The 18,743-nt window shown below is 63.2% G+C and carries 19 protein-coding genes; 6 read left to right on the top strand and 13 right to left on the bottom strand.

The features are described 5' to 3' along the window. Window positions 1-8: 8 nt before the first annotated feature. The 13 genes from ACSQ3E_RS10960 to tpiA form a co-directional block, all read right to left on the bottom strand. Window positions 9-1,394 (bottom strand): pyruvate dehydrogenase complex E1 component subunit beta, encoded by a 1,386-nt coding sequence (locus ACSQ3E_RS10960; protein WP_436122721.1) that lies wholly within the window; start codon window positions 1,392-1,394, stop codon window positions 9-11. A gap of 14 nt (window positions 1,395-1,408) precedes the next feature. Then, window positions 1,409-2,452 (bottom strand): pyruvate dehydrogenase (acetyl-transferring) E1 component subunit alpha, encoded by a 1,044-nt coding sequence (gene pdhA / locus ACSQ3E_RS10955; RefSeq protein WP_310318456.1) that lies wholly within the window; start codon window positions 2,450-2,452, stop codon window positions 1,409-1,411. Window positions 2,453-2,625: 173 nt separating this feature from the next. Next, window positions 2,626-2,955, bottom strand: coding sequence for an FtsB family cell division protein (locus ACSQ3E_RS10950; RefSeq protein WP_310318454.1), 330 nt, complete (start codon window positions 2,953-2,955; stop codon window positions 2,626-2,628). A gap of 134 nt (window positions 2,956-3,089) precedes the next feature. Next, window positions 3,090-4,364 (bottom strand): phosphopyruvate hydratase, encoded by a 1,275-nt coding sequence (gene eno, locus ACSQ3E_RS10945; RefSeq protein WP_436122720.1) that lies wholly within the window; start codon window positions 4,362-4,364, stop codon window positions 3,090-3,092. Between the two features lie 424 nt (window positions 4,365-4,788). Further along, complete coding sequence (locus tag ACSQ3E_RS10940) at window positions 4,789-5,154, bottom strand: PRC-barrel domain-containing protein (protein ID WP_436122719.1); 366 nt, start codon at window positions 5,152-5,154, stop codon at window positions 4,789-4,791. 93 nt (window positions 5,155-5,247) lie between these two features. Next, the gene (locus ACSQ3E_RS10935) at window positions 5,248-5,451 is read right to left on the bottom strand and encodes a dodecin family protein (protein ID WP_310318446.1); all 204 of its coding nucleotides are present in this window, start codon (window positions 5,449-5,451) and stop codon (window positions 5,248-5,250) included. Between the two features lie 87 nt (window positions 5,452-5,538). Beyond that, window positions 5,539-6,372 carry a 3-deoxy-8-phosphooctulonate synthase gene (gene kdsA, locus ACSQ3E_RS10930; protein ID WP_310318443.1) on the bottom strand — a complete coding sequence of 278 codons (834 nt, stop codon included), beginning with the start codon at window positions 6,370-6,372 and terminating at the stop codon, window positions 5,539-5,541. Further along, window positions 6,369-7,214 carry a VOC family protein gene (locus ACSQ3E_RS10925; protein ID WP_436122718.1) on the bottom strand — a complete coding sequence of 282 codons (846 nt, stop codon included), beginning with the start codon at window positions 7,212-7,214 and terminating at the stop codon, window positions 6,369-6,371. Before ACSQ3E_RS10925 ends, kdsA begins: the two co-directional genes overlap by 4 nt. A gap of 53 nt (window positions 7,215-7,267) precedes the next feature. Continuing rightward, window positions 7,268-7,810: a DUF1697 domain-containing protein gene (locus tag ACSQ3E_RS10920; RefSeq protein ID WP_436122717.1), complete on the bottom strand. Its 543-nt coding sequence runs from the start codon at window positions 7,808-7,810 to the stop codon at window positions 7,268-7,270. A gap of 62 nt (window positions 7,811-7,872) precedes the next feature. Next, window positions 7,873-9,510 carry a CTP synthase gene (locus ACSQ3E_RS10915; protein WP_310318435.1) on the bottom strand — a complete coding sequence of 546 codons (1,638 nt, stop codon included), beginning with the start codon at window positions 9,508-9,510 and terminating at the stop codon, window positions 7,873-7,875. A gap of 149 nt (window positions 9,511-9,659) precedes the next feature. Next, complete coding sequence (locus ACSQ3E_RS10910) at window positions 9,660-10,751, bottom strand: L,D-transpeptidase (RefSeq protein ID WP_436122716.1); 1,092 nt, start codon at window positions 10,749-10,751, stop codon at window positions 9,660-9,662. Between the two features lie 216 nt (window positions 10,752-10,967). Beyond that, on the bottom strand, window positions 10,968-11,441 hold the full coding sequence (gene secG / locus ACSQ3E_RS10905; RefSeq protein ID WP_310318429.1) for a preprotein translocase subunit SecG: 474 nt from the start codon (window positions 11,439-11,441) through the stop codon (window positions 10,968-10,970). Window positions 11,442-11,597: 156 nt separating this feature from the next. Beyond that, a complete protein-coding gene (gene tpiA / locus ACSQ3E_RS10900; protein ID WP_310318426.1) occupies window positions 11,598-12,362 on the bottom strand; it encodes a triose-phosphate isomerase in 765 nt (254 codons plus the stop codon). A 147-nt stretch (window positions 12,363-12,509) separates the two neighbouring features. Between tpiA and ACSQ3E_RS10895 the strand changes: the two genes are divergently transcribed. From ACSQ3E_RS10895 to lexA, 6 genes are all read left to right on the top strand, one after another. Beyond that, window positions 12,510-14,405 (top strand): SurA N-terminal domain-containing protein, encoded by a 1,896-nt coding sequence (locus ACSQ3E_RS10895; RefSeq protein ID WP_436122715.1) that lies wholly within the window; start codon window positions 12,510-12,512, stop codon window positions 14,403-14,405. Then, window positions 14,402-15,412 carry an anthranilate phosphoribosyltransferase gene (gene trpD / locus ACSQ3E_RS10890; RefSeq protein WP_436122714.1) on the top strand — a complete coding sequence of 337 codons (1,011 nt, stop codon included), beginning with the start codon at window positions 14,402-14,404 and terminating at the stop codon, window positions 15,410-15,412. Before ACSQ3E_RS10895 ends, trpD begins: the two co-directional genes overlap by 4 nt. A 4-nt stretch (window positions 15,413-15,416) precedes the next feature. After that, on the top strand, window positions 15,417-16,226 hold the full coding sequence (gene trpC / locus ACSQ3E_RS10885; RefSeq protein ID WP_436122713.1) for an indole-3-glycerol phosphate synthase TrpC: 810 nt from the start codon (window positions 15,417-15,419) through the stop codon (window positions 16,224-16,226). 1 nt (window position 16,227) lies between these two features. Beyond that, a complete protein-coding gene (moaC, locus tag ACSQ3E_RS10880) occupies window positions 16,228-16,710 on the top strand; it encodes a cyclic pyranopterin monophosphate synthase MoaC (protein WP_436122712.1) in 483 nt (160 codons plus the stop codon). Further along, window positions 16,711-17,916: a molybdopterin molybdotransferase MoeA gene (locus ACSQ3E_RS10875; protein ID WP_436122711.1), complete on the top strand. Its 1,206-nt coding sequence runs from the start codon at window positions 16,711-16,713 to the stop codon at window positions 17,914-17,916. Window positions 17,917-18,022: 106 nt separating this feature from the next. After that, window positions 18,023-18,739, top strand: a complete 717-nt coding sequence (lexA, locus tag ACSQ3E_RS10870; protein WP_310318411.1) for a transcriptional repressor LexA — start codon at window positions 18,023-18,025, stop codon at window positions 18,737-18,739. Window positions 18,740-18,743 lie beyond the last annotated feature (4 nt).

Raw genomic sequence — 18,743 nt, 5'->3', positions numbered from 1 at the left:
CGCCCGTGTCAGCGATACGTGACTGCTTTGACCGCCTCGATCACTTCGCCGACATTCGGCAGAGCGAGCTTTTCGAGATTGGCGGCGTAGGGCATCGGCACGTCCTTGCCGGCGATGGTGATGACAGGCGCATCGAGGTGATCGAAGGCGCGCTGCGACACCTGGTTGGCGATGTGATCGCCGACCGACGACTGCGGGAAGCCCTCTTCCACAACGATCAGCCTGTTGGTCTTCTTCACCGAAGCAATGATGGTGTCAAAGTCGAGCGGACGGATGGTGCGGAGATCGATGATTTCAGCATCGATGCCCATGCCGCGCAGTTCGGCCTCGGCCTTGATCGCATAGGTCATGCCGATGCCGAACGAGACGATGGTAACGTCCTTGCCGGTCTTGTGGATGCGTGCCTTGCCGATCGGCAGCACGAAATCGTCAAGCTTCGGCACATCGAAGGAGTGGCCGTAGAGGATTTCGTTCTCGAGGAAGATGACCGGGTTCGGGTCGCGGATCGCAGCCTTGAGCAGGCCCTTGGCGTCGGCTGCCGAGTACGGCATCACCACCTTGAGGCCCGGAATGTGGCTGTACCATGCGGCATAGCACTGCGAGTGCTGGGCCGCGACGCGGGCAGCAGCACCGCTCGGTCCACGGAACACGATCGGCGCGCCCATCTGGCCACCCGACATATAGAGCGTCTTGGCAGCCGAGTTGACGATCTGGTCGATCGCCTGCATGGCGAAGTTGAAGGTCATGAACTCGACGATCGGCTTGAGGCCGGTCATCGCAGCACCGACGCCGACGCCGGCGAAGCCGTGCTCGGTGATCGGGGTATCGACGACGCGGCGCGGGCCGAACTCCTGCAGCAGGCCCTGGGTGATCTTGTAGGCGCCCTGGTACTCGGCGACCTCCTCGCCCATGATGAAGACGTCGCCGTCGCGGCGCATTTCTTCGGCCATGGCATCGCGCAGCGCTTCACGGACGGTCGTCGACACCATTTCGGTGCCGGCGGGAATGTCCGGATCAGCGGCAACTTCGGTCTTCGGCGCCGCGGCAACAGGTGCGGCAGCCGGAGCAGCGGCAGCGGCCGGTGCTGCCGCGGCAGCGGGTGCCTCGGCCTTGGCAGGCGCAGCACCCTTGCCGATGTCGGCAGCACTTTCGCCGTCCTGCAAAAGCACCGCGATCGGCGTGTTGACCTTAACACCTTCGGTGCCGGCGGCGATCAGGACCTTGCCGAGGGTGCCCTCGTCAACGGCTTCCACTTCCATGGTCGCCTTGTCGGTTTCGATCTCGGCGATGACGTCGCCAGCGACGATCTTGTCGCCTTCGTTCTTCAACCACTTCGACAGATTGCCCTCTTCCATCGTCGGCGAGAGCGCAGGCATAAGAATTTCGATCGGCATGTTCGCGCCCTCCCTTAGATCAAGATGTCGGTCCAGAGCTCGGAAGCATCCGGCTCGGGATCGGTCTGAGCAAAGTCTGCGGCGTCAGCCACAATGTCGCGAACATCCTTGTCGACCGCCTTGAGGTCGTCTTCGCTGGCCCACTTCTTGGCGATGAGGCGCGCCTTGACCTGTTCGATCGGGTCGTGCTCGGAGCGCATCTTCTGCACTTCGTCCTTGGAGCGGTACTTCGCCGGATCAGACATCGAGTGACCGCGATAGCGGTAGGTCTCCATCTCGAGGATCATCGGACCGTTGCCCGAACGGCACCATTCGGTGGCGAGATCGCCGGCGGCCTTGACCGCGCGCACGTCCATGCCGTCGACCTTGATGCCCGGAATCTTGAAGGACACGCCGCGCTGCGAGAAATCCGTCTCGGCCGAAGCACGCGTAACGGCGGTGCCCATGGCGTAGCGGTTGTTTTCGATGACGTAGATCACCGGCAGCTTCCACAGCGCGGCCATGTTGAAGCTCTCATAGACCTGGCCCTGGTTGGCAGCGCCGTCGCCGAAATAGGTCACCGAAACATTCGCGTTTTCGCGGTAGCGATTGGCGAAAGCGAGGCCCGTGCCGAGCGACACCTGGGCGCCGACGATGCCGTGGCCGCCGTAAAAGTGCTTTTCCTTTGAGAACATGTGCATGGAGCCGCCCTTGCCTTTCGACAAGCCGCCCCGACGCCCGGTCAGTTCCGCCATGACGCCGCGCGCCGACAGACCCATGGCAAGCATGTGGCCGTGATCGCGATAGGCGGTGATCATCTGGTCGCCTTCGATCAGCGACATCTGCAGGCCGGTAACGACCGCTTCCTGACCGATATAGAGGTGGCAGAAGCCGCCGATGAAGCCCATGCCGTAGAGCTGGCCGGCCTTTTCCTCGAAGCGGCGGATCAGAAGCATCTCGCGGTAAGCGGCGAGATCCTGTTCCTTGGTGAAATCGACCGGCTTGGGCGTGACCGGCGCTGAAAGGGATTTTGAATCGGATTTAGATTTGGCAGGCGCTTTTTTGGCTGCGGTGGCCATGCATCACTCCCTAGTGGCGTCTCTTTGCGGACAATGAGGAGATCATGCATAATCTCTCCTCTCCATGTCCAAACGCTAGCATGGTGAGTGACGCTGCGCCATGCGGAAAAATGCATAGCAGGCATGCGGTTAAGCGTCTAAAAACGTTGGATTTCTTGTTGATTAACTGGAAGTCAGTTAATACGGCGCCCGGATGGCCGCATTATGGTCAGCTCATCAGCATGGGACATATTCAAGGCGTTGCGCGCCTGTTCGTCAAGCATGTCCTTTTCCAGCGAGCCGTCGTGGAGCATCTGGACGCGGCGCTCGACGTCGAGGCGCTGCGCCCTGACCGTGTCCAGCCGGGCCTGGAGTTCGACGGTACGCGCTTCGAGCCGGTACTTGGAATAGATGCCGAATTCGCCGTGATAGGCATGGAAGCCGAAATAGGACAGGAACATCACCGCGAGCGCCGGTACGATCAGGCGCCCGGTGTTTCTCTGCTTGTGCTGGCGTGTCCACATGGTCAGAACCTCTTTCAGGCTCTTGTCGCTCCATTGTGCTTAATGGAGCGTTACGGACTGGCGCTCACCCGCTTCCGGAAACAAAAAAGGCGGGAAACATCCCGCCTTTTTTCAAACATCGATGTGGGAAGCGATCAGCCGCGCAGGATCGACCTGCCGGCATAGCGCGCCTGCTTGCCGAGCTCTTCTTCGATGCGAATGAGCTGGTTGTACTTGGCGGTGCGGTCCGAACGGGCGAGCGAGCCGGTCTTGATCTGTCCGCAGTTGGTGGCAACGGCGAGATCGGCGATGGTCGAATCCTCGGTTTCGCCCGAGCGGTGCGACATGACGGCGGTGTAGCTTGCCTTGTGCGCGGTCTCGACGGCGTCGAGCGTCTCGGTCAGCGAGCCGATCTGGTTGACCTTGACCAGGATCGAGTTGGCGACGCCCATCTTGATGCCGTCGCGCAGGCGGGCCGAATTGGTGACGAACAGGTCGTCGCCGACCAGCTGCACCTTGTCGCCGCAGATGTCGGTCAGGTACTTCCAGCCTTCCCAGTCGTCCTCGGCCATGCCGTCCTCGATCGAGATGATCGGGTAGTCGGCAGCGAGCTTGGCCAGGTACTTGGCCTGTGCCTTGGGATCGCGGGTCTTCTTCTCGCCTTCGTAGACGTAGTTGCCGCCCTTGAAGAATTCGGTGGCAGCGCAGTCGAGCGCCAGTGCCACGTCCTCGCCCGGCTTGAAGCCGGCCTTCTCGATCGATGCCATGACGAAGTCGAGCGCAGCCTGCGCGCTCTTGAGGTTCGGCGCGAAGCCGCCTTCGTCACCGACATTGGTGTTGTGACCGGCGTCCTTCAGACCCTTCTTCAGGGTGTGGAAGATTTCCGAGCCCCAGCGCACCGCGTCGCGCAGCGAAGGCGCGCCGATCGGCATGATCATGAATTCCTGGAAGTCGATCGGATTGTCGGCATGCGCGCCGCCATTGATGATGTTCATCATCGGCACCGGCAGGACGCGGGCGTTGGGGCCGCCGACGTAACGGTAGAGCGGCAGGCCCGACGACTCGGCAGCGGCCTTGGCGACGGCGAGCGACACGCCGAGGATGGCGTTGGCGCCGAGGCGGCTCTTGTTGGGCGTGCCGTCGAGCTCGATCATCGTCTGGTCAATGTGAATCTGGTTTTCGGCTTCCATGCCGCCGATCGCCTCGAACAGCTCGCCATTGACGGCTTCGACGGCGCGCTCGACACCCTTGCCGAGATAGCGCGGGCCACCGTCACGCAGTTCCATTGCCTCATGGGCACCGGTCGAAGCGCCAGACGGGACGGCTGCGCGGCCCATCGAGCCGTCTTCGAGAACCACGTCCACCTCGACGGTGGGATTGCCACGGCTGTCGAGAATCTCGCGGCCGATAATGTCGATGATTGCTGTCATGTGAGGCATCCCCGGGAGCTGATCGCAAAGAAGGATCGGTTGGATTTCCGCGCCCGTCTTAGCCAAAGATCAGGAAAAGGCAATCGCGGGCGGCCAAATATCACGCTGCGTCAGCCGCGGGATTCACTTTAGACAAAACGCTGTCATCATAATTCATCCGAACAGGCAGGCATCAGCCAAACTTTCGGGTAAACTGCGGGCGCGCGGGGCGAAACAGAGGGAGTTTCGCCATGTCCGAGTTAAGTGGTATTTTGAGTTTGTTCTTCATCGCCGCAGCGTTTCTGACCTCATGCGACAGTCAACCGCCCCCGCAAGGCGTGTCGCAGGTGCGGATACTACCGACACCAAGGTAAGTCGCCGGCACAAATGAAAAGCCCCGCTTCGGCGGGGCTTTTTGCTTTTCGGGCGATCTGCGTGCGGCGGACTAATGCCAGTAGGGCTCGACGCGATAATGCTGATAGGAGGCATCGCGCGCCAGGCGGCCATCATCCTCGGCCAGTTCGTTGACCGAATAGGAAGGTGCCGCCTTGAGCTGCTCCTTGGAGAACGGGACGACATAGCCGCCGCGGCCCTTGTCGAAATCCAGCGTCGACCACGGGATGGCGTGGTAGCGCTCGCCAATGCCCAGGAAGCCGCCGAAGCCGATGACGGCGAACATGATGCCGTTCGACAGCTTGTCGAGCATCACGTCCTCGATGGTGCCGATCGTCTCGCCGGCAACATTGTAGACATTGGTGCCGATGACCCGCGATGCGGGAATGGCTGCCGTATGACCAGTCTGGGTCGTCATGATCCTGCTCCTCGTTGGTTTGTGGATGCAGGACTAACTATCCCCCGGCGTGGAGGTTCCAATTTTTCCTGGTGGATGGAGCAGGCTGAGCGTTCAGTCGTTGAGGATGAAGGTCACCTTCATGTTGACCCGGTAGGCCACGATCTTGCCGTCCTCGACGACGACCTTCTGGTCCTGGATCCAGGCGCCCTCGACATTCTTGAGTGTCTTCGAGGCGCGCGAGATGCCCTCCTCGATGGCGTCCTTGAAACTCTTGGTCGACGATGAGGTGATTTCGGTAACGCGGGCAACAGACATGGAGGCTCTCCGGCTGATACGCTCAGTCACGGAGGCAAGCCTACGCCCGGCGCGAGCCGGGCTCAAGCTGGTGTTGCGGACTGCCCGTTAGCCCTTGGCGATGCGGTCGAAGGCCATCAGGCGTTCGAGCAAGGCCGGCATATCCTTGAACGGCACCATGTTGGGGCCATCCGACGAGGTCGAATTGTCCGGATCCTCATGCGTCTCGATGAACACGCCGGCGACGCCAACGGCGACCGCCGCGCGCGCCAGCGTCTCGACGAAGCGGCGCTCGCCGCCCGAGGTGGCGCCCAGCCCGCCCGGCTGCTGGACCGAATGGGTGGCATCGAAGATCACAGGCGCGCCAATGTCGGCCATGACCGGCAGGCCGCGCATGTCCGATACCAGCGTGTTGTAGCCGAAGGAGGTGCCGCGCTCGGTTACCAGCACGTTGGGATTGCCCGAGCCGGTCACCTTGGCGACGACGTTCTTCATGTCCCATGGTGCCAGGAACTGGCCCTTCTTGACGTTGACGACCTTGCCGGTCTTCGCGGCAGCGATGAGCAGGTCGGTCTGGCGGCTGAGGAAGGCCGGAATCTGCAGCACATCGACAACTTCGGCGACGATGGCGCACTGCTCTTCATTGTGGACGTCGGTGATGACGGTGACGCCAAGTTCCTTGCGCAGGTCGGCGAAGACGGGCAGCGCAGCGTCGAGGCCGGCTCCGCGCGTGCTCGACAATGAGCTGCGGTTGGCCTTGTCGAAGCTCGACTTGTAGACGAAGCCGATGCCGAGCTTCTGGGTCAGCTCCTTGAGCTTGCCGGCCATGTCGAAGGCATGCTGGCGCGATTCGAACTGGCACGGGCCAGCGATCAGCGACAGCGGCGCATCATTGGCGAAGAGGGTCTTGCCGACCGTCACATTTGCATTCGGCTTGGTCATTTCTGCTCCTCGAAAATGAAGGTTGCACCCTGCCCCGGCGCTGCCGGCACCACCAGGCGCTGGCCGTCTAGATCGTGCGCGACGGCGCGGTCGACAAGAAGCGCCTTTGTCGCGGCAAGATCATCGACGGCAAGGACCATGGCTTCAAGGCGAATGCCCGGCGCATTTGGCTCGTTGCGGATGGTTAGCCGCGCATTTGCGAGCGCCACGGCGGCGGCGTCCGCCTTGCTGCGTGCGACGGTCGCGAGCAGCTTGCCCGCCGCAGCCACATCCCAGGCAGCGACCTCGATCGCCAGGACACGCCTGGCACCATTGGCATGCGCCTGAAGCGCCGACCGGTCGACCGCAGGCACGTTGGCGCGCTCGCAGGTGAAGAAGAACGCGTCTGCATCAGCGTTCGGCTGCGCGGCGAAGGCCAGCCGGAAAGATGCCAGATCGGATTTGCCCGACGCGTCGACGAAAGGACGCGAAAAATCGAGCCGGCTACCGGCAGACACGCCGGCCGCCACGAACTCGGCATGGTCGACGTCGGCATCGTCTGTTCCGAACACCACTGCCGAAAAGCCTTCATCGCCATGGACATCGCGGAAAGCACGGTCGCGGACGACAAACTCGTTGCTTCCGCGAACCGCCTCGTCAGCTGCTGCCCGGTCACCGACGGCCAGCGGCTCCACGAAGGTGCCATCGCTCAGATAGACGCAGCAGTTGATCGTGCCGAAGGGGTGCGTGCCTTGCGGCGAGACATTGAAGCCAAGTGCGGTAAGCCGCTGCCGTGCGATTTCTAAGTCGCCGGTGGGCAGGACCACGTGGTCGAGCGGTCGCGGGCTGTCGGTTTTCGTCATGGCTGCGCTGTGCCTGAAATCCAGATGTGAAGCAAGTCTGCCCCCCGTGGCGCCTAAGATGCCACCATGTCACCCAGCCGGCGCACGGTGTTCCAGTTGCGCGAAGTACCGACCCCGCCAGCGCGCTTGGGCGTCAACGCGCCAAGCAGCCGGGACGAAGCGGTATTACGGGAGAAATAGAGCCAGATGTCGCCGTCGACCGACGTGAGCTTTTCATCGGCGGCAACATAAGGGCGAAGCCGTTCGACGACTTCAGATGTCACCGGCTCGCGCATAACACGGACGCCGACCTGATCGGCGTGAAGCTCGGATTCCTCAGGAAATGGATTGGCGGCGACAAGTCTCCGCCAGGCGGCAGCATCGCGGACGATGATGTCGACATGCTTGCCAAATTTTGGCGCGAAGGCCGCTTCGAGTTCGCGCTCCAGCGCCGAAACCGTCTTGCCCTCGGCCTCGAAGACGAGATTGCCGGTTGCGACCAAGGTGCGTGGATTTTCAAGGCCGAGCTCGGTAGCCATGTCGCGCAGGTCGGACATGACGAGGCGCCGGCCTGGACCGAGAACGATGCTGTAGAGGAGCGCGACATAGGTGGTCATGCGGGAAGCCACCCAGGAGGAAAAATGCGCGCCGGCGAATTCACGTCGGCGCGCATGAGAGATCAGACCAGCCGGCTCTGTTCGACGGCGGCTTCGATGAAGCTCGCAAACAGCGGATGCGGCTCCAGCGGACGGCTCTTCAGCTCCGGATGGTACTGGACGCCGATGAACCAGGGATGGTCAGGATATTCGACAGTCTCGGGCAGCACGCCGTCGGGCGACATGCCGGCAAAGACCAGGCCGCACTCTTCGAGGCGATCCTTGTAGTCGATATTGACCTCGTAGCGGTGGCGGTGACGCTCGGAGATGTCGGTGTCACCGTAGATCTCGGCGATCTTCGAACCTTCCGACAGCTTCGCCTCGAATGCGCCGAGACGCATCGTGCCACCGAGATCGCCCGAAGCCTTGCGCTTCTCGAGCATGTTGCCCTTGAGCCATTCGGTCATCAGGCCGACGACCGGCTCCTTGGTCGAGCCGAACTCGGTCGACGAGGCGTTCTCGATGCCGGCCAGCGAACGGGCCGCCTCGATGCAGGCCATCTGCATGCCGAAGCAGATGCCGAAATACGGCACCTTGCGCTCGCGGGCGAACTTGGCCGCCAGGATCTTGCCTTCCGAGCCGCGCTCGCCAAAGCCGCCGGGCACCAGGATGCCGTGGACCTTTTCGAGGAACGGTGCCGGATCTTCCTTCTCGAAGACCTCACTCTCGATCCAGTCGAGCTTGACCTTGACGTTGTTGGCGAGACCGCCATGCGACAACGCCTCGATCAGCGATTTGTAGGCATCCTTGAGGCCGGTATACTTGCCAACCACGGCGATGGTGACTTCGCCTTCCGGATTGTGGATCAGCTGCGACACGTTCTGCCAGGGATCGAGACGCGGCTTGGGCGCCGGGTCGATGCCGAAGGCGGCCAGCACTTCCGAATCGAGGCCTTCCTTATGGTAGGCCAGCGGCACGTCGTAGATGTGGCCGACGTCGAGCGCCTGGATGACGGCTGACTCGCGCACGTTGCAGAACAGCGACAGCTTGCGGCGCTCTTCCTTCGGGATGTCGCGGTCGGCGCGCACCAGGAGGATGTCGGGCGCAATGCCGATCGAGCGCAGTTCCTTGACCGAATGCTGGGTCGGCTTGGTCTTGAGCTCGCCTGCCGTCGGAATGTAGGGCATCAGCGTCAGGTGGACGTAGACGGCATTGTTGCGTGGCAGGTCGTTGCCGAGTTGGCGGATCGCCTCGAGGAACGGCATCGCTTCGATGTCGCCCACGGTGCCACCGATCTCGCACAGCACGAAGTCGTACTCGTCATTGCCGTCGAGGATGAAGTTCTTGATCTCGTCGGTGACGTGCGGGATGACCTGGACGGTCGCACCGAGATAGTCGCCGCGCCGCTCGCGTTCGATGATGTTCTTGTAGATGCGGCCGGTGGTGATGTTGTCGCTCTGGTTCGCCGAACGCCCGGTGAAGCGCTCGTAGTGACCGAGATCGAGGTCGGTTTCCGCCCCGTCGTCGGTCACGAACACCTCACCATGCTGGTAAGGCGACATCGTTCCCGGATCGACATTGAGATACGGATCGAGTTTTCGGATGCGCACGCGATATCCGCGTGCTTGCAGAAGAGCCCCTAGGGCCGCTGCGGCTATGCCTTTTCCAAGGGAAGAGACCACGCCGCCGGTAATAAAAACATATCGCGCCATGGGATTCATCGCTTAACGCGGCCAAATCGATTCCGCCAGAGAAAAATCCGCCGCGTCGGACTTTTCCCTATCTGGCTGTTCAGTGTTGCTGCCGGTAGGCCATGCAAACAAAAAGGCCGGCGTGACCGCCGGCCCGCTATCAGCGTTTTGAAAACGCCTTACATGACGATGACTTCAGAGCCCATCTTCACGCGGCTGTAGAGATCCATGACATGGTCATTGACCATGCGGAAGCAACCGTTCGAAGAGTTTGTGCCGATCGTCTGCGGCTGGTTGGTACCATGGATACGGATATGGGTATCCTTCTTGCCCTGGTAAAGGTAGATGGCACGCGCGCCGAGCGGGTTTTCCGGACCGCCGTTCATGCCGTCCTTGTACTGGCCGTACTTCTTGGGCTCGCGTTCCTGCATTTCCTTGGTCGGAATCCAGCGCGGCCATTCCTGCTTGTCGCCGATGGTCGCCTTGCCCTTGAACTCCAGGCCTTCGCGGCCGACCGCAATGGCGTAGCGGCGCGCCGTCGACGACGATTCGATCAGATAGAGGTAGCGCGAGCCGGTATCGACGACGATCTGGCCACGCTCATAGCCGGGGAACGACACTTCCTGCGGCTCGAAGTCGGACTTCACCTTGAACTGCTTCTTGGCCTGCTTGGCCTGCAACACTGCGTCGAGCGCGCGCGTCTGCGGCAGCATCGACTGCTGCGGGGCGCTGCCGCCGAAGATGCCGGCGAGCAGACCGGTCTGGCGCGGACGATCCTGGCTCTCGCTGCGCAGCTCGCCATTGTTGCCGGCAGAAGCCACTTCCGCCACGTCGGGCGTCAGCGGCTCGATCGGCTTCATAACTTCCAGCGGCTGGAGATTGCGCTTGGGCGCCGGAGCGGCGGCGGCGACCTGGGTGGTCGCCTTTTCGGTCTTCTTCAGGCGGGCGAGCTCACGGGCCTGCTCGGCCTTTGCCTTGGCCGCAGCCCGCATCGCCATCTTCTTGGCTTCGAGCATCTTGAGGCGGGCGACTTCCTTGTCGGCCTTGATCTTGGCTTCGAGGTCCTTGATTCGCGACAGGTCCTCGTCGGTCGGTTTCTTCTTTTTCTTGAGCAGCTTGAGCTCAGCTGCGTCGCTCTTGGCGGCGACGGCGATAACGTCGCTTGCGACAGGCTGAGGTGCCGCAACCGTGCCCGCCGAGGTGGCGGCGAAGGCTGTCGAGCTCATGAAAGTGGCGCAAAGGCCAGCAAGAAGGATGCGGCGGAGCTGCATGGCGAAGGATCCCGAACGTTCAACGCAAATTTTCTTGCGACAACGCGCAGTGCCCCCAAGGCTCCCCCGCCGAAATGCCGCAACCCAGCTATAAGCGATTAGCCGGAGGCGCCTCAAGGGAGGCACCACCGGCTTACCAATCGAATTGTCGTGATTGATGCGGCATTTGCCGCAACTGTGTTCAAACAACAACAGGTTGCGGCAATGGGTAAATAATTAGTTAGGAACCTGCGGGGTCGCAGGGGCGGCCGGTGTGGTCACAGCAGGCTGCTCGGTGCCCGAAGCGGCGGGCGCAGCAGGCTGAGTCGCAGGGGCTGCGGGCGCCGTGGCGTCGGATGCAGGTGCGGCCGGAGCGGTAGTGGCGGGTGCTGCCGGAGCGGTCGAGCCGCCGAGCTGATCTAGAACGCCCTTGCCGCCAGTGGTTCCACTCTGGGTAGTCGGCGCGCGATCGAGGATGTCGGTCGGCTTCTCGCCGTAACGAGCAACGATCGACAGCGTCAGCGACGTGACGAAAAACACCGTCGCGAGGATCGCGGTGGCGCGCGTCAGCGCGTTGGCGGCACCACGAGCAGTCATGAAGCCAGAACCGCCACCGATGCCGAGGCCACCGCCTTCAGAGCGCTGCAGGAGCACAACGCCGACAAGGGCGAGCACGACCATCAAGTGAATGACGATGAGGACGGTTTCCATTGCGCTTCCTGGGATCTTTCGTGACGTGGGCGTGCCGCGCGCCTGGGCGCCCGGCACTCCGGAGGCGGCTCAATACAATGCTTTCTAGGCATTTCCAAGCCCGCCGGCCGAATATGGGGTGACACGCTGCCTTTGCAACGGTCACGTGTGGTGAAATCAGAGCTTGCGGTAGGCGTCGGCGATGCCGAGGAAGTCGGCAGCCTTGAGGCTGGCGCCGCCGACCAATGCACCATCGACGTTGGCGACAGCCAGCAATTCGTTGGCATTGGACGGCTTGACCGAACCGCCATAAAGAATGCGCATCTTGGCAGCCGCAGCACCCAGTTTCGCGGCAAGGCGCTCGCGGATATGCGCATGCGCCTCGGCGACATCAGCAGCCGTCGGCGTCAGGCCGGTGCCGATCGCCCAGACCGGCTCATAAGCAATGACGGCGTTGGTTGGCGTCGCGGACGTCGGCACCGAGCCTTCGATCTGGCGCGACAACACCTGCAGCGTCGTTCCGCCTTCGCGCTCGGCATGGGTTTCGCCGACACAGATGACGGCAACCAGCCCTGCCCGCCATGCCGCTTCCGCCTTGGCGCGGACGATCTCGTCGGTTTCGCCATGGTCGGTGCGGCGCTCGGAGTGACCGACGATGACGTGACTGGCACCGGCATCCTTGAGCATCTCGGCCGAGACGTCGCCAGTATGGGCGCCGCTCTCCTTGGCATGGCAGTCTTGGCCGCCCGTCTTGACCGGGGTACGGTGCAGGATCTCGGCGGCACGCGAAAGCAGCGTCGCCGGCACGCACAAAAGCGCGTCGGTCTCTGCATCGAGGCCGCTCATGAAGCCGCCGGCAATGTTGCGCAATTCGTTCAGCGAGTTGCTGGTGCCGTTCATTTTCCAGTTGCCGGCAACGAGTGGGCGGATTCCTGGCGTCATAGTGCTCTTCCCTCGAAATCGATATTCGCTCGGGCAACCTCACTACCAAAAACAAGCCACAAAGCAATCGACAGTGGCGGCGAAGGGCGCTATTGCGCTTCGTTCATGCAGGCGCATGCGACAATGCGCGTATACGGGATCTGATACATGCTCGAATCGATGCGAAGTGCTGCTGGAACCTGGGTTGCGAAGCTGTTGCTTCTGCTTCTCGTCGTCAGCTTCGCGATCTGGGGCATCTCGGGTCAGATGATGAGCCAGTTTGGCGGCGACCAGGTGGTCACGGCCGGCGGCACGACCGTTTCAGGTGTCGAATACCGCCTCGCCTATGACCGCCAGCTGAACGTCATGTCGCAGCAGTTTGGCCAGCGTCTGACCCGCGACCAGGCCAATGCGCTCGGCATCGACAACCAGGTGCTTTCGCAGCTCGTCGCCGGTGCTGTGCTTGACGAACAGGCACGCAAGCTCGGCCTTGGCCTGTCCAAGGACCGCCTCGCCGAGCTCACCTGGGACGACCCGACCTTCCGTGGCGCCGACGGCAAGTTCGACCGCCAGGCCTTCGAATACATCCTGCGCCAGATCGGCATGCGCCCCGAGGACTATCTGAAGAACCGCGCCCAGGTTGCGGTCCGCCAGCAGATCGTCGAGGCTGTTTCCGATGGTCTCGAGGCCCCCGACACCTTCCTGCGCGCCGTTGCACTTTATCGCGGCGAAGATCGCACCATCGATTACCTGCCGCTGCCCAAGTCGCTCGTCGAGCCGATCGCGGCACCTGGCGACGACGTGCTCAAGGCCTGGTTCGAGGAAAACAAGAAGAACTACGCCGCACCCGAATTCCGCAAGCTGAGCTACGTCAAGCTCGAGCCGGAAGACATCATGGATGCCGCCGCTGTTACTGAAGAGCAGGCGCGCCAGGACTACGACAAGAACAGGTCCCACTTCACCACCGCCGAGACCCGCAAGATCGACCAACTGGTGCTGGGCGCTGATGCGGCAAAGGCTGCTTCCGACGCGATCAAGGGCGGTGCGACCTTCGACAAGGTTGTCGCCGACCAGGGCAAGACTGCCGCGGACGTGGCACTCGGCACGCTGACCAAGGACAGGATCGCCGACAAGGCTGTCGCCGACGCCGCCTTCGCGCTGCAGGCCAACCAGGTCAGCGACGTCGTCCAGGGCGCCTTCGGCCCGGTGCTGGTCCGCGTCAGCGAGATCACGCCCGAGACGGTCAAGACCTACGACGAGGTCAAGGACCAGATCCGCAAGGAACTGGCGCTTGCCGAGGCCAATCGCATCCTGCTCGACGTCCACGACTCCTACGAGGACGCCCGCGCAGCAGGTGAGTCGATGAAGGCTGCCGCCGACAAGCTGAAGCTCAAGATGGTGACGGTCGACGCCATCGACCGCGCCGGCCAGCAGCCGGATGGCACCGTCGTCAACAGCCTGCCGGACTCGCGCAACCTGATCCAGGCAGCTTTCGCCGCCGAGGCAGGCACCGAAAACCCGCCGCTCAATGTCGGCACCAACGGCTTCGTGTTCTACGAAATCGACGACATCACACCTGCCCGCGACCGTACGCTCGACGAGGTGCGTGAGAAGGTCGTTGCCGACTGGACCGCCGCCGAAGCGACGAAGCTGCTCAAGGCCAAGGCCGACGAGCTCGAGAAGCGCCTCAAGGACGGCGCCTCGCTCGACGTGATCGCAGGCGAGCTCAAGCTCGAGAAACAGACCAAGCGTGGCCTGAAGCGCGAAGCCGACGATGCCGACTTCGGCCGCGAGGGTGCGTCCGCGATGTTTGCCATGGGCCAAGGCGGCACCGGCATCATCCCCGCTCCTGCCGGCGACGCACAGATCCTGTTCAAGGTCGCCGAAGTGTTCGAGCCAGCCGGCGCCGACAAGAGCGCCGTGCCAGAGGACGCGCAGAAGCAGTTTGCCTCCGGCATGGCGGACGACCTGCTCGACCAGATCGTCGCCCAGCTCCAGGGCGAATACCAGGCAACGATCAACCAGGCGGCGATCACCCGTGCACTTGCGGTGGGAACGCCATGAGCGCACTCAAGCCGCATATAGCCAAGGTCGCTTCGGGCACCCCCCTCACCTTCGAGGAGGCTCGCGAGGCCTTCGACATCATCATGTCGGGCGAAGCGACGCCCGGCCAGATCGGCGGCTTCCTGATGGCGCTGCGCGTGCGCGGCGAGACCGTCAGCGAGATTTCGGGCGCCGTCGCCACCATGCGCGACAAGATGCTGCGCGTCGAAGCCCCTGACGACGCCATCGACATCGTCGGTACCGGCGGCGATGGCTCGCACAGCGTCAACATCTCGACCGCCTCGGCCTTCGTCATCGCGGGCGCAGGCGTGCCTGTCGCAAAGCACGGCAACCGTGGCCTTTCCTCGTTGACGGGCGCCGCCGACGTCTTGACCGCACTTGGCGTCAACATAGACCTCACGCCCGAGGCTATCGGCCGCTGCATCCATGACGCCGGCGTCGGCTTCATGTTCGCGCCGGCGCACCACCCGGCGATGAAGCATGTCGGCGCGACCCGCGTCGAACTTGGCACCCGCACCATCTTCAACCTGCTCGGACCGCTCTCCAATCCCGCCGGCGTCAACCGCCAGCTGGTTGGCGTGTTTTCGCCCGAATGGGTGCAGCCGGTGGCCGAGACGCTGAAGGAACTCGGGGCCCAGCACGTCTGGGTCGTCCATGGCGACGGTTATGATGAGATCACCACCACGGGTGAGACCCATGTCGCGGCCCTTAAGGACGGCGTCATCAGCACGTTTACGCTCACGCCCGAACAGGTCGGCCTCAGCAAGCACACGCGCGAAGAACTGCGTGGCGGCGATTCCGCATACAATGCGGTTGCCCTGCGCGGCGTTCTCGAAGGTGCCAAGGGTGCCTATCGCGACACGGTGCTGATGAATGCCGGCGCGGGCCTGGTGGTTGCCGGCAAGGCAGCGACGATCGGCGAAGGCGTGCCGCTGGCCGCCGAGGCGATCGACAGCGGCCGCGCCAAGGCTGTGCTCGACCGCCTGGTCGCCGTTTCGAACGGATAAAGACATGGCCGATATCCTGCGCCGCATCGAAGCCTACAAGCGCGACGAGATCGCAGCAGCAAAGGCGTTGCTGCCACTCGCCGAGCTCAAGGCGCGCGCCCGCGACGTCACGAAGCCACGCGGTTTCCTCGCAGCCCTCGAAACCAGGCGTCATGATGGCCGCTTCGGCCTGATCGCCGAGATCAAGAAGGCGAGCCCGTCCAAGGGCCTTATCCGCCCCGATTTCGATCCGCCGGCACTTGCCAGGGCCTATGCCGATGGCGGCGCTGCCTGTCTTTCGGTGCTGACCGACACGCCGTCGTTCCAGGGTGCACCCGAATTCCTGACCGCCGCGCGCGACGCTTGCGACTTGCCGGCGCTACGCAAGGATTTCATGTTCGAACCCTACCAGGTGCACGAAGCCCGTGCCTGGGGCGCGGACGCAATCCTGATCATCATGGCGAGCCTCAGCGACGACGATGCCAAGCGGCTCGAGGATGAGGCGTTCGAACTCGGCATGGACGTGCTTGTCGAGGTCCATGACGAGGAAGAGACGGAGCGCGCGCTGAAGCTTCAGTCGCGCCTGCTCGGCATCAACAACCGCAATTTGCGCACCTTCGAGGTCAGTCTCGACACGTCGGAGCGCCTGGCGCCGATGGTGCCGGCCGACCGGCTGTTGGTCGGCGAAAGCGGTATCTTCACCCATGCCGACTGCCAGCGCCTGCAGAAATCCGGCATCTCCAGTTTCCTCGTCGGCGAAAGCCTGATGCGGCAGGCCGACGTGACATCGGCGACGCGCGCGCTGCTCGATGGCGCAGCCCTGGCAAGCGCCTGACATGGCAACCACCCTCACCCATATCGGCGCCACCGGTGAGGCCAACATGGTCGATGTCGGCGACAAGGCCGAGACGACACGCACGGCGATCGCCGAAGGCCATGTCATCATGCGTCCGGAAACGCTGGCGCTGATCCTGTCAGGCAACGCCAAGAAGGGTGACGTGCTCGGCACCGCCCGCATCGCCGGCATCATGGCAGCCAAGCGCACGCATGAGCTCGTGCCGCTCTGCCATCCGATCCTTTTGACCAAGGTTTCAGTCGAGATCGAGCCTGACGAGGCCCTGCCCGGTCTGCGCGTGACGGCACTTGCCCGCGTGACCGGCAAGACCGGCGTCGAAATGGAGGCGCTGACCGCAGCCTCGGTCGCCTGTCTCACCATCTACGACATGGCCAAGGCCGCCGACCGCGGCATGGTGATCTCCGGCATCCGGCTGGTCGAGAAGACCGGCGGCAAGTCTGGCGACTACAAGGCGGCGGAATAGATGGCCCTGCTGCCCGTCGCCGACGCCCTGGCGCGCCTGCTCGACGGCGCCGAACCGCGCGGCACGGAAACTGTCGGCCTCGCCCAGGCATCAGCGCGGGTGCTGTCGGCACCGCTGCATGCGCTCCGCACCCAGCCACCCTTTGATGCCTCCGCCATGGACGGCTACGCCGTGCGCGCCGCCGACATCGCCTCGCTGCCGGCGCAACTCAGGGTCATTGGCCAGGCACCCGCCGGCAAGCAGTTCACTGGTACCGTCGGTCCAGGCGAGTGCGTCCGCATCTTCACTGGTGCACCGGTGCCTCAAGGCACTGATACCGTCGTCATTCAGGAAAACGTTCGCGATCTCGGCAATGGCGAGATCGAGGTGGTCGAGCCGACGCTTGCCGGCCGTAACATCCGCGCCAGGGGTCTCGACTTCAAGCAGGGCGACCTCATTCTCGATGCCGGGCGCGTGCTCGACCCGGCAGCGCTCTCGCTGATCGCGGCTGCCAATCATCCCAGCGTCAACGTGGTGCGCGCGCCTCTGGTCGCCATCATCGCCACCGGCGACGAACTGTTGCCGCCTGGCAGCAATCCCGGACCCGACCAGATCATTGCCTCCAACGCCTATGGCGTCGCGGCCATCGTCCAGTCTGTCGGCGCGCGCGTGCTCGATCTCGGCATCGCCGCCGACCGCACCGATGCCATCGCCGCATTGGTGGCGAAGGCGCTCGCAGCGGACGCCGACGTGATCGTCACGCTGGGCGGCGCATCGGTCGGTGACCATGATCTCGTCCATCGTGTGCTGACCGAACTCGGCATGGACCTCAACTTCTGGAAAATCGCCATGCGCCCGGGCAAGCCGCTGATGTTCGGTCGGCTCGGCGCCAGCCGCTGTGTCGGCCTGCCAGGCAATCCGGTCGCCAGCCTGATCTGCTCGCAGATCTTCCTGAAGCCCCTGGTGGCGAAGCTCGGTGGACGTTCCTATTCGCCCGACATGCGCACGGGCGTTCTCGACAGGGCGATGGCGGCCAATGACCTGCGCCAGGACTTCGTCCGCGCGATCGCGAGCGAAACTGCCGACGGGCTCATCGTCACGCCATACCTGATCCAGGACTCTTCGATGCTGCGTACGCTGGCCGACGCCAACTGCGCCATCGTGCGCGCCCCCTTCGCTCCAGCTGTTGAAGCCGGCAGTGCCTGCCAGGTGATGATGCTGCGCTGAACCAGCGACCTCTACCCTTCACGAAATATCAACAGTTGCGGAACACAACTGGAACATATAGTGTTTGTTCTGGGTTTGTTTTTCTTCTGATTCCTCGGGGGTGGCGATGCTGACGCGCAAACAACACGAGCTTTTGCTATTCATCCACGAGCGGCTGAAGGAGGCAGGCATTCCGCCCTCCTTCGACGAGATGAAGGAAGCGCTCGACCTCGCCTCCAAGTCCGGCATCCATCGCTTGATCACGGCGCTTGAAGAACGTGGCTTCATCAGGCGCCTGCCCAACAGGGCGCGTGCGCTCGAAGTGCTGCGCCTGCCCGACTCGATCGCACCTGGGCTCAACGCGGCGAAGAAGTTTTCGCCCAGCGTCATCGAGGGCAGCCTCGGCCGCAAGCCTGAACCCTCGCGCTCCATGTCGGCGGGCAATGACGACGACGCTGGCTCGGCCATTACCATCCCTGTGATGGGACGCATCGCCGCCGGTGTGCCGATCGACGCCATCCAGCACAAGACGCATTCGATTGCGGTGCCGCCAGACATGATCATGGGCGGTGAGCACTACGCGCTCGAGGTCAAAGGCGACTCGATGATCGAGGCCGGCATCTTCGACGGCGACACTGTCGTCATCCGCAGTTCGACCACGGCCAATCCCGGCGAGATCATCGTGGCACTCGTCGACGACGAAGAGGCAACGCTCAAGCGTTTCCGGCGCAAGGGTGCCTCGATCGCGCTTGAAGCCGCCAATCCGGCCTATGAAACCCGCATCTTCGGACCCGACAGGGTCAAGGTGCAGGGCAAGCTTGTCGGACTGATCCGCCGCTACTGAATTT

Source organism: Aminobacter sp. LjRoot7, assembly GCF_964252895.1.
GTDB lineage: Bacteria > Pseudomonadota > Alphaproteobacteria > Rhizobiales > Rhizobiaceae > Aminobacter > Aminobacter aminovorans_B.
The sequence above is the reverse complement of the archived record's forward strand: the minus strand, read 5'-3'. Positions and strand labels throughout refer to the sequence as shown.

Bases quoted from the DNA above. Each gene is read 5' to 3' on its own strand.
- lexA (WP_310318411.1), top strand. From the start codon at position 18,023: ATGCTGACGCGCAAACAACACGAGCTTTTGCTATTCATCCACGAGCGG.
- kdsA (WP_310318443.1), bottom strand. From the start codon at position 6,372: ATGACCAAGCCGAATGCAAATGTGACGGTCGGCAAGACCCTCTTCGCC.
- trpD (WP_436122714.1), top strand. From the start codon at position 14,402: ATGAGCGCACTCAAGCCGCATATAGCCAAGGTCGCTTCGGGCACCCCC.
- ACSQ3E_RS10925 (WP_436122718.1), bottom strand. From the start codon at position 7,214: ATGACGAAAACCGACAGCCCGCGACCGCTCGACCACGTGGTCCTGCCC.
- secG (WP_310318429.1), bottom strand. From the start codon at position 11,441: ATGGAAACCGTCCTCATCGTCATTCACTTGATGGTCGTGCTCGCCCTT.
- moaC (WP_436122712.1), top strand. From the start codon at position 16,228: ATGGCAACCACCCTCACCCATATCGGCGCCACCGGTGAGGCCAACATG.
- ACSQ3E_RS10950 (WP_310318454.1), bottom strand. From the start codon at position 2,955: ATGTGGACACGCCAGCACAAGCAGAGAAACACCGGGCGCCTGATCGTA.
- trpC (WP_436122713.1), top strand. From the start codon at position 15,417: ATGGCCGATATCCTGCGCCGCATCGAAGCCTACAAGCGCGACGAGATC.
- ACSQ3E_RS10875 (WP_436122711.1), top strand. From the start codon at position 16,711: ATGGCCCTGCTGCCCGTCGCCGACGCCCTGGCGCGCCTGCTCGACGGC.
- ACSQ3E_RS10935 (WP_310318446.1), bottom strand. From the start codon at position 5,451: ATGTCTGTTGCCCGCGTTACCGAAATCACCTCATCGTCGACCAAGAGT.
- ACSQ3E_RS10920 (WP_436122717.1), bottom strand. From the start codon at position 7,810: ATGACCACCTATGTCGCGCTCCTCTACAGCATCGTTCTCGGTCCAGGC.
- tpiA (WP_310318426.1), bottom strand. From the start codon at position 12,362: ATGACGCCAGGAATCCGCCCACTCGTTGCCGGCAACTGGAAAATGAAC.
- pdhA (WP_310318456.1), bottom strand. From the start codon at position 2,452: ATGGCCACCGCAGCCAAAAAAGCGCCTGCCAAATCTAAATCCGATTCA.
- ACSQ3E_RS10895 (WP_436122715.1), top strand. From the start codon at position 12,510: ATGCTCGAATCGATGCGAAGTGCTGCTGGAACCTGGGTTGCGAAGCTG.
- ACSQ3E_RS10915 (WP_310318435.1), bottom strand. From the start codon at position 9,510: ATGAATCCCATGGCGCGATATGTTTTTATTACCGGCGGCGTGGTCTCT.
- ACSQ3E_RS10910 (WP_436122716.1), bottom strand. From the start codon at position 10,751: ATGCAGCTCCGCCGCATCCTTCTTGCTGGCCTTTGCGCCACTTTCATG.
- eno (WP_436122720.1), bottom strand. From the start codon at position 4,364: ATGACAGCAATCATCGACATTATCGGCCGCGAGATTCTCGACAGCCGT.
- ACSQ3E_RS10960 (WP_436122721.1), bottom strand. From the start codon at position 1,394: ATGCCGATCGAAATTCTTATGCCTGCGCTCTCGCCGACGATGGAAGAG.
- ACSQ3E_RS10940 (WP_436122719.1), bottom strand. From the start codon at position 5,154: ATGACGACCCAGACTGGTCATACGGCAGCCATTCCCGCATCGCGGGTC.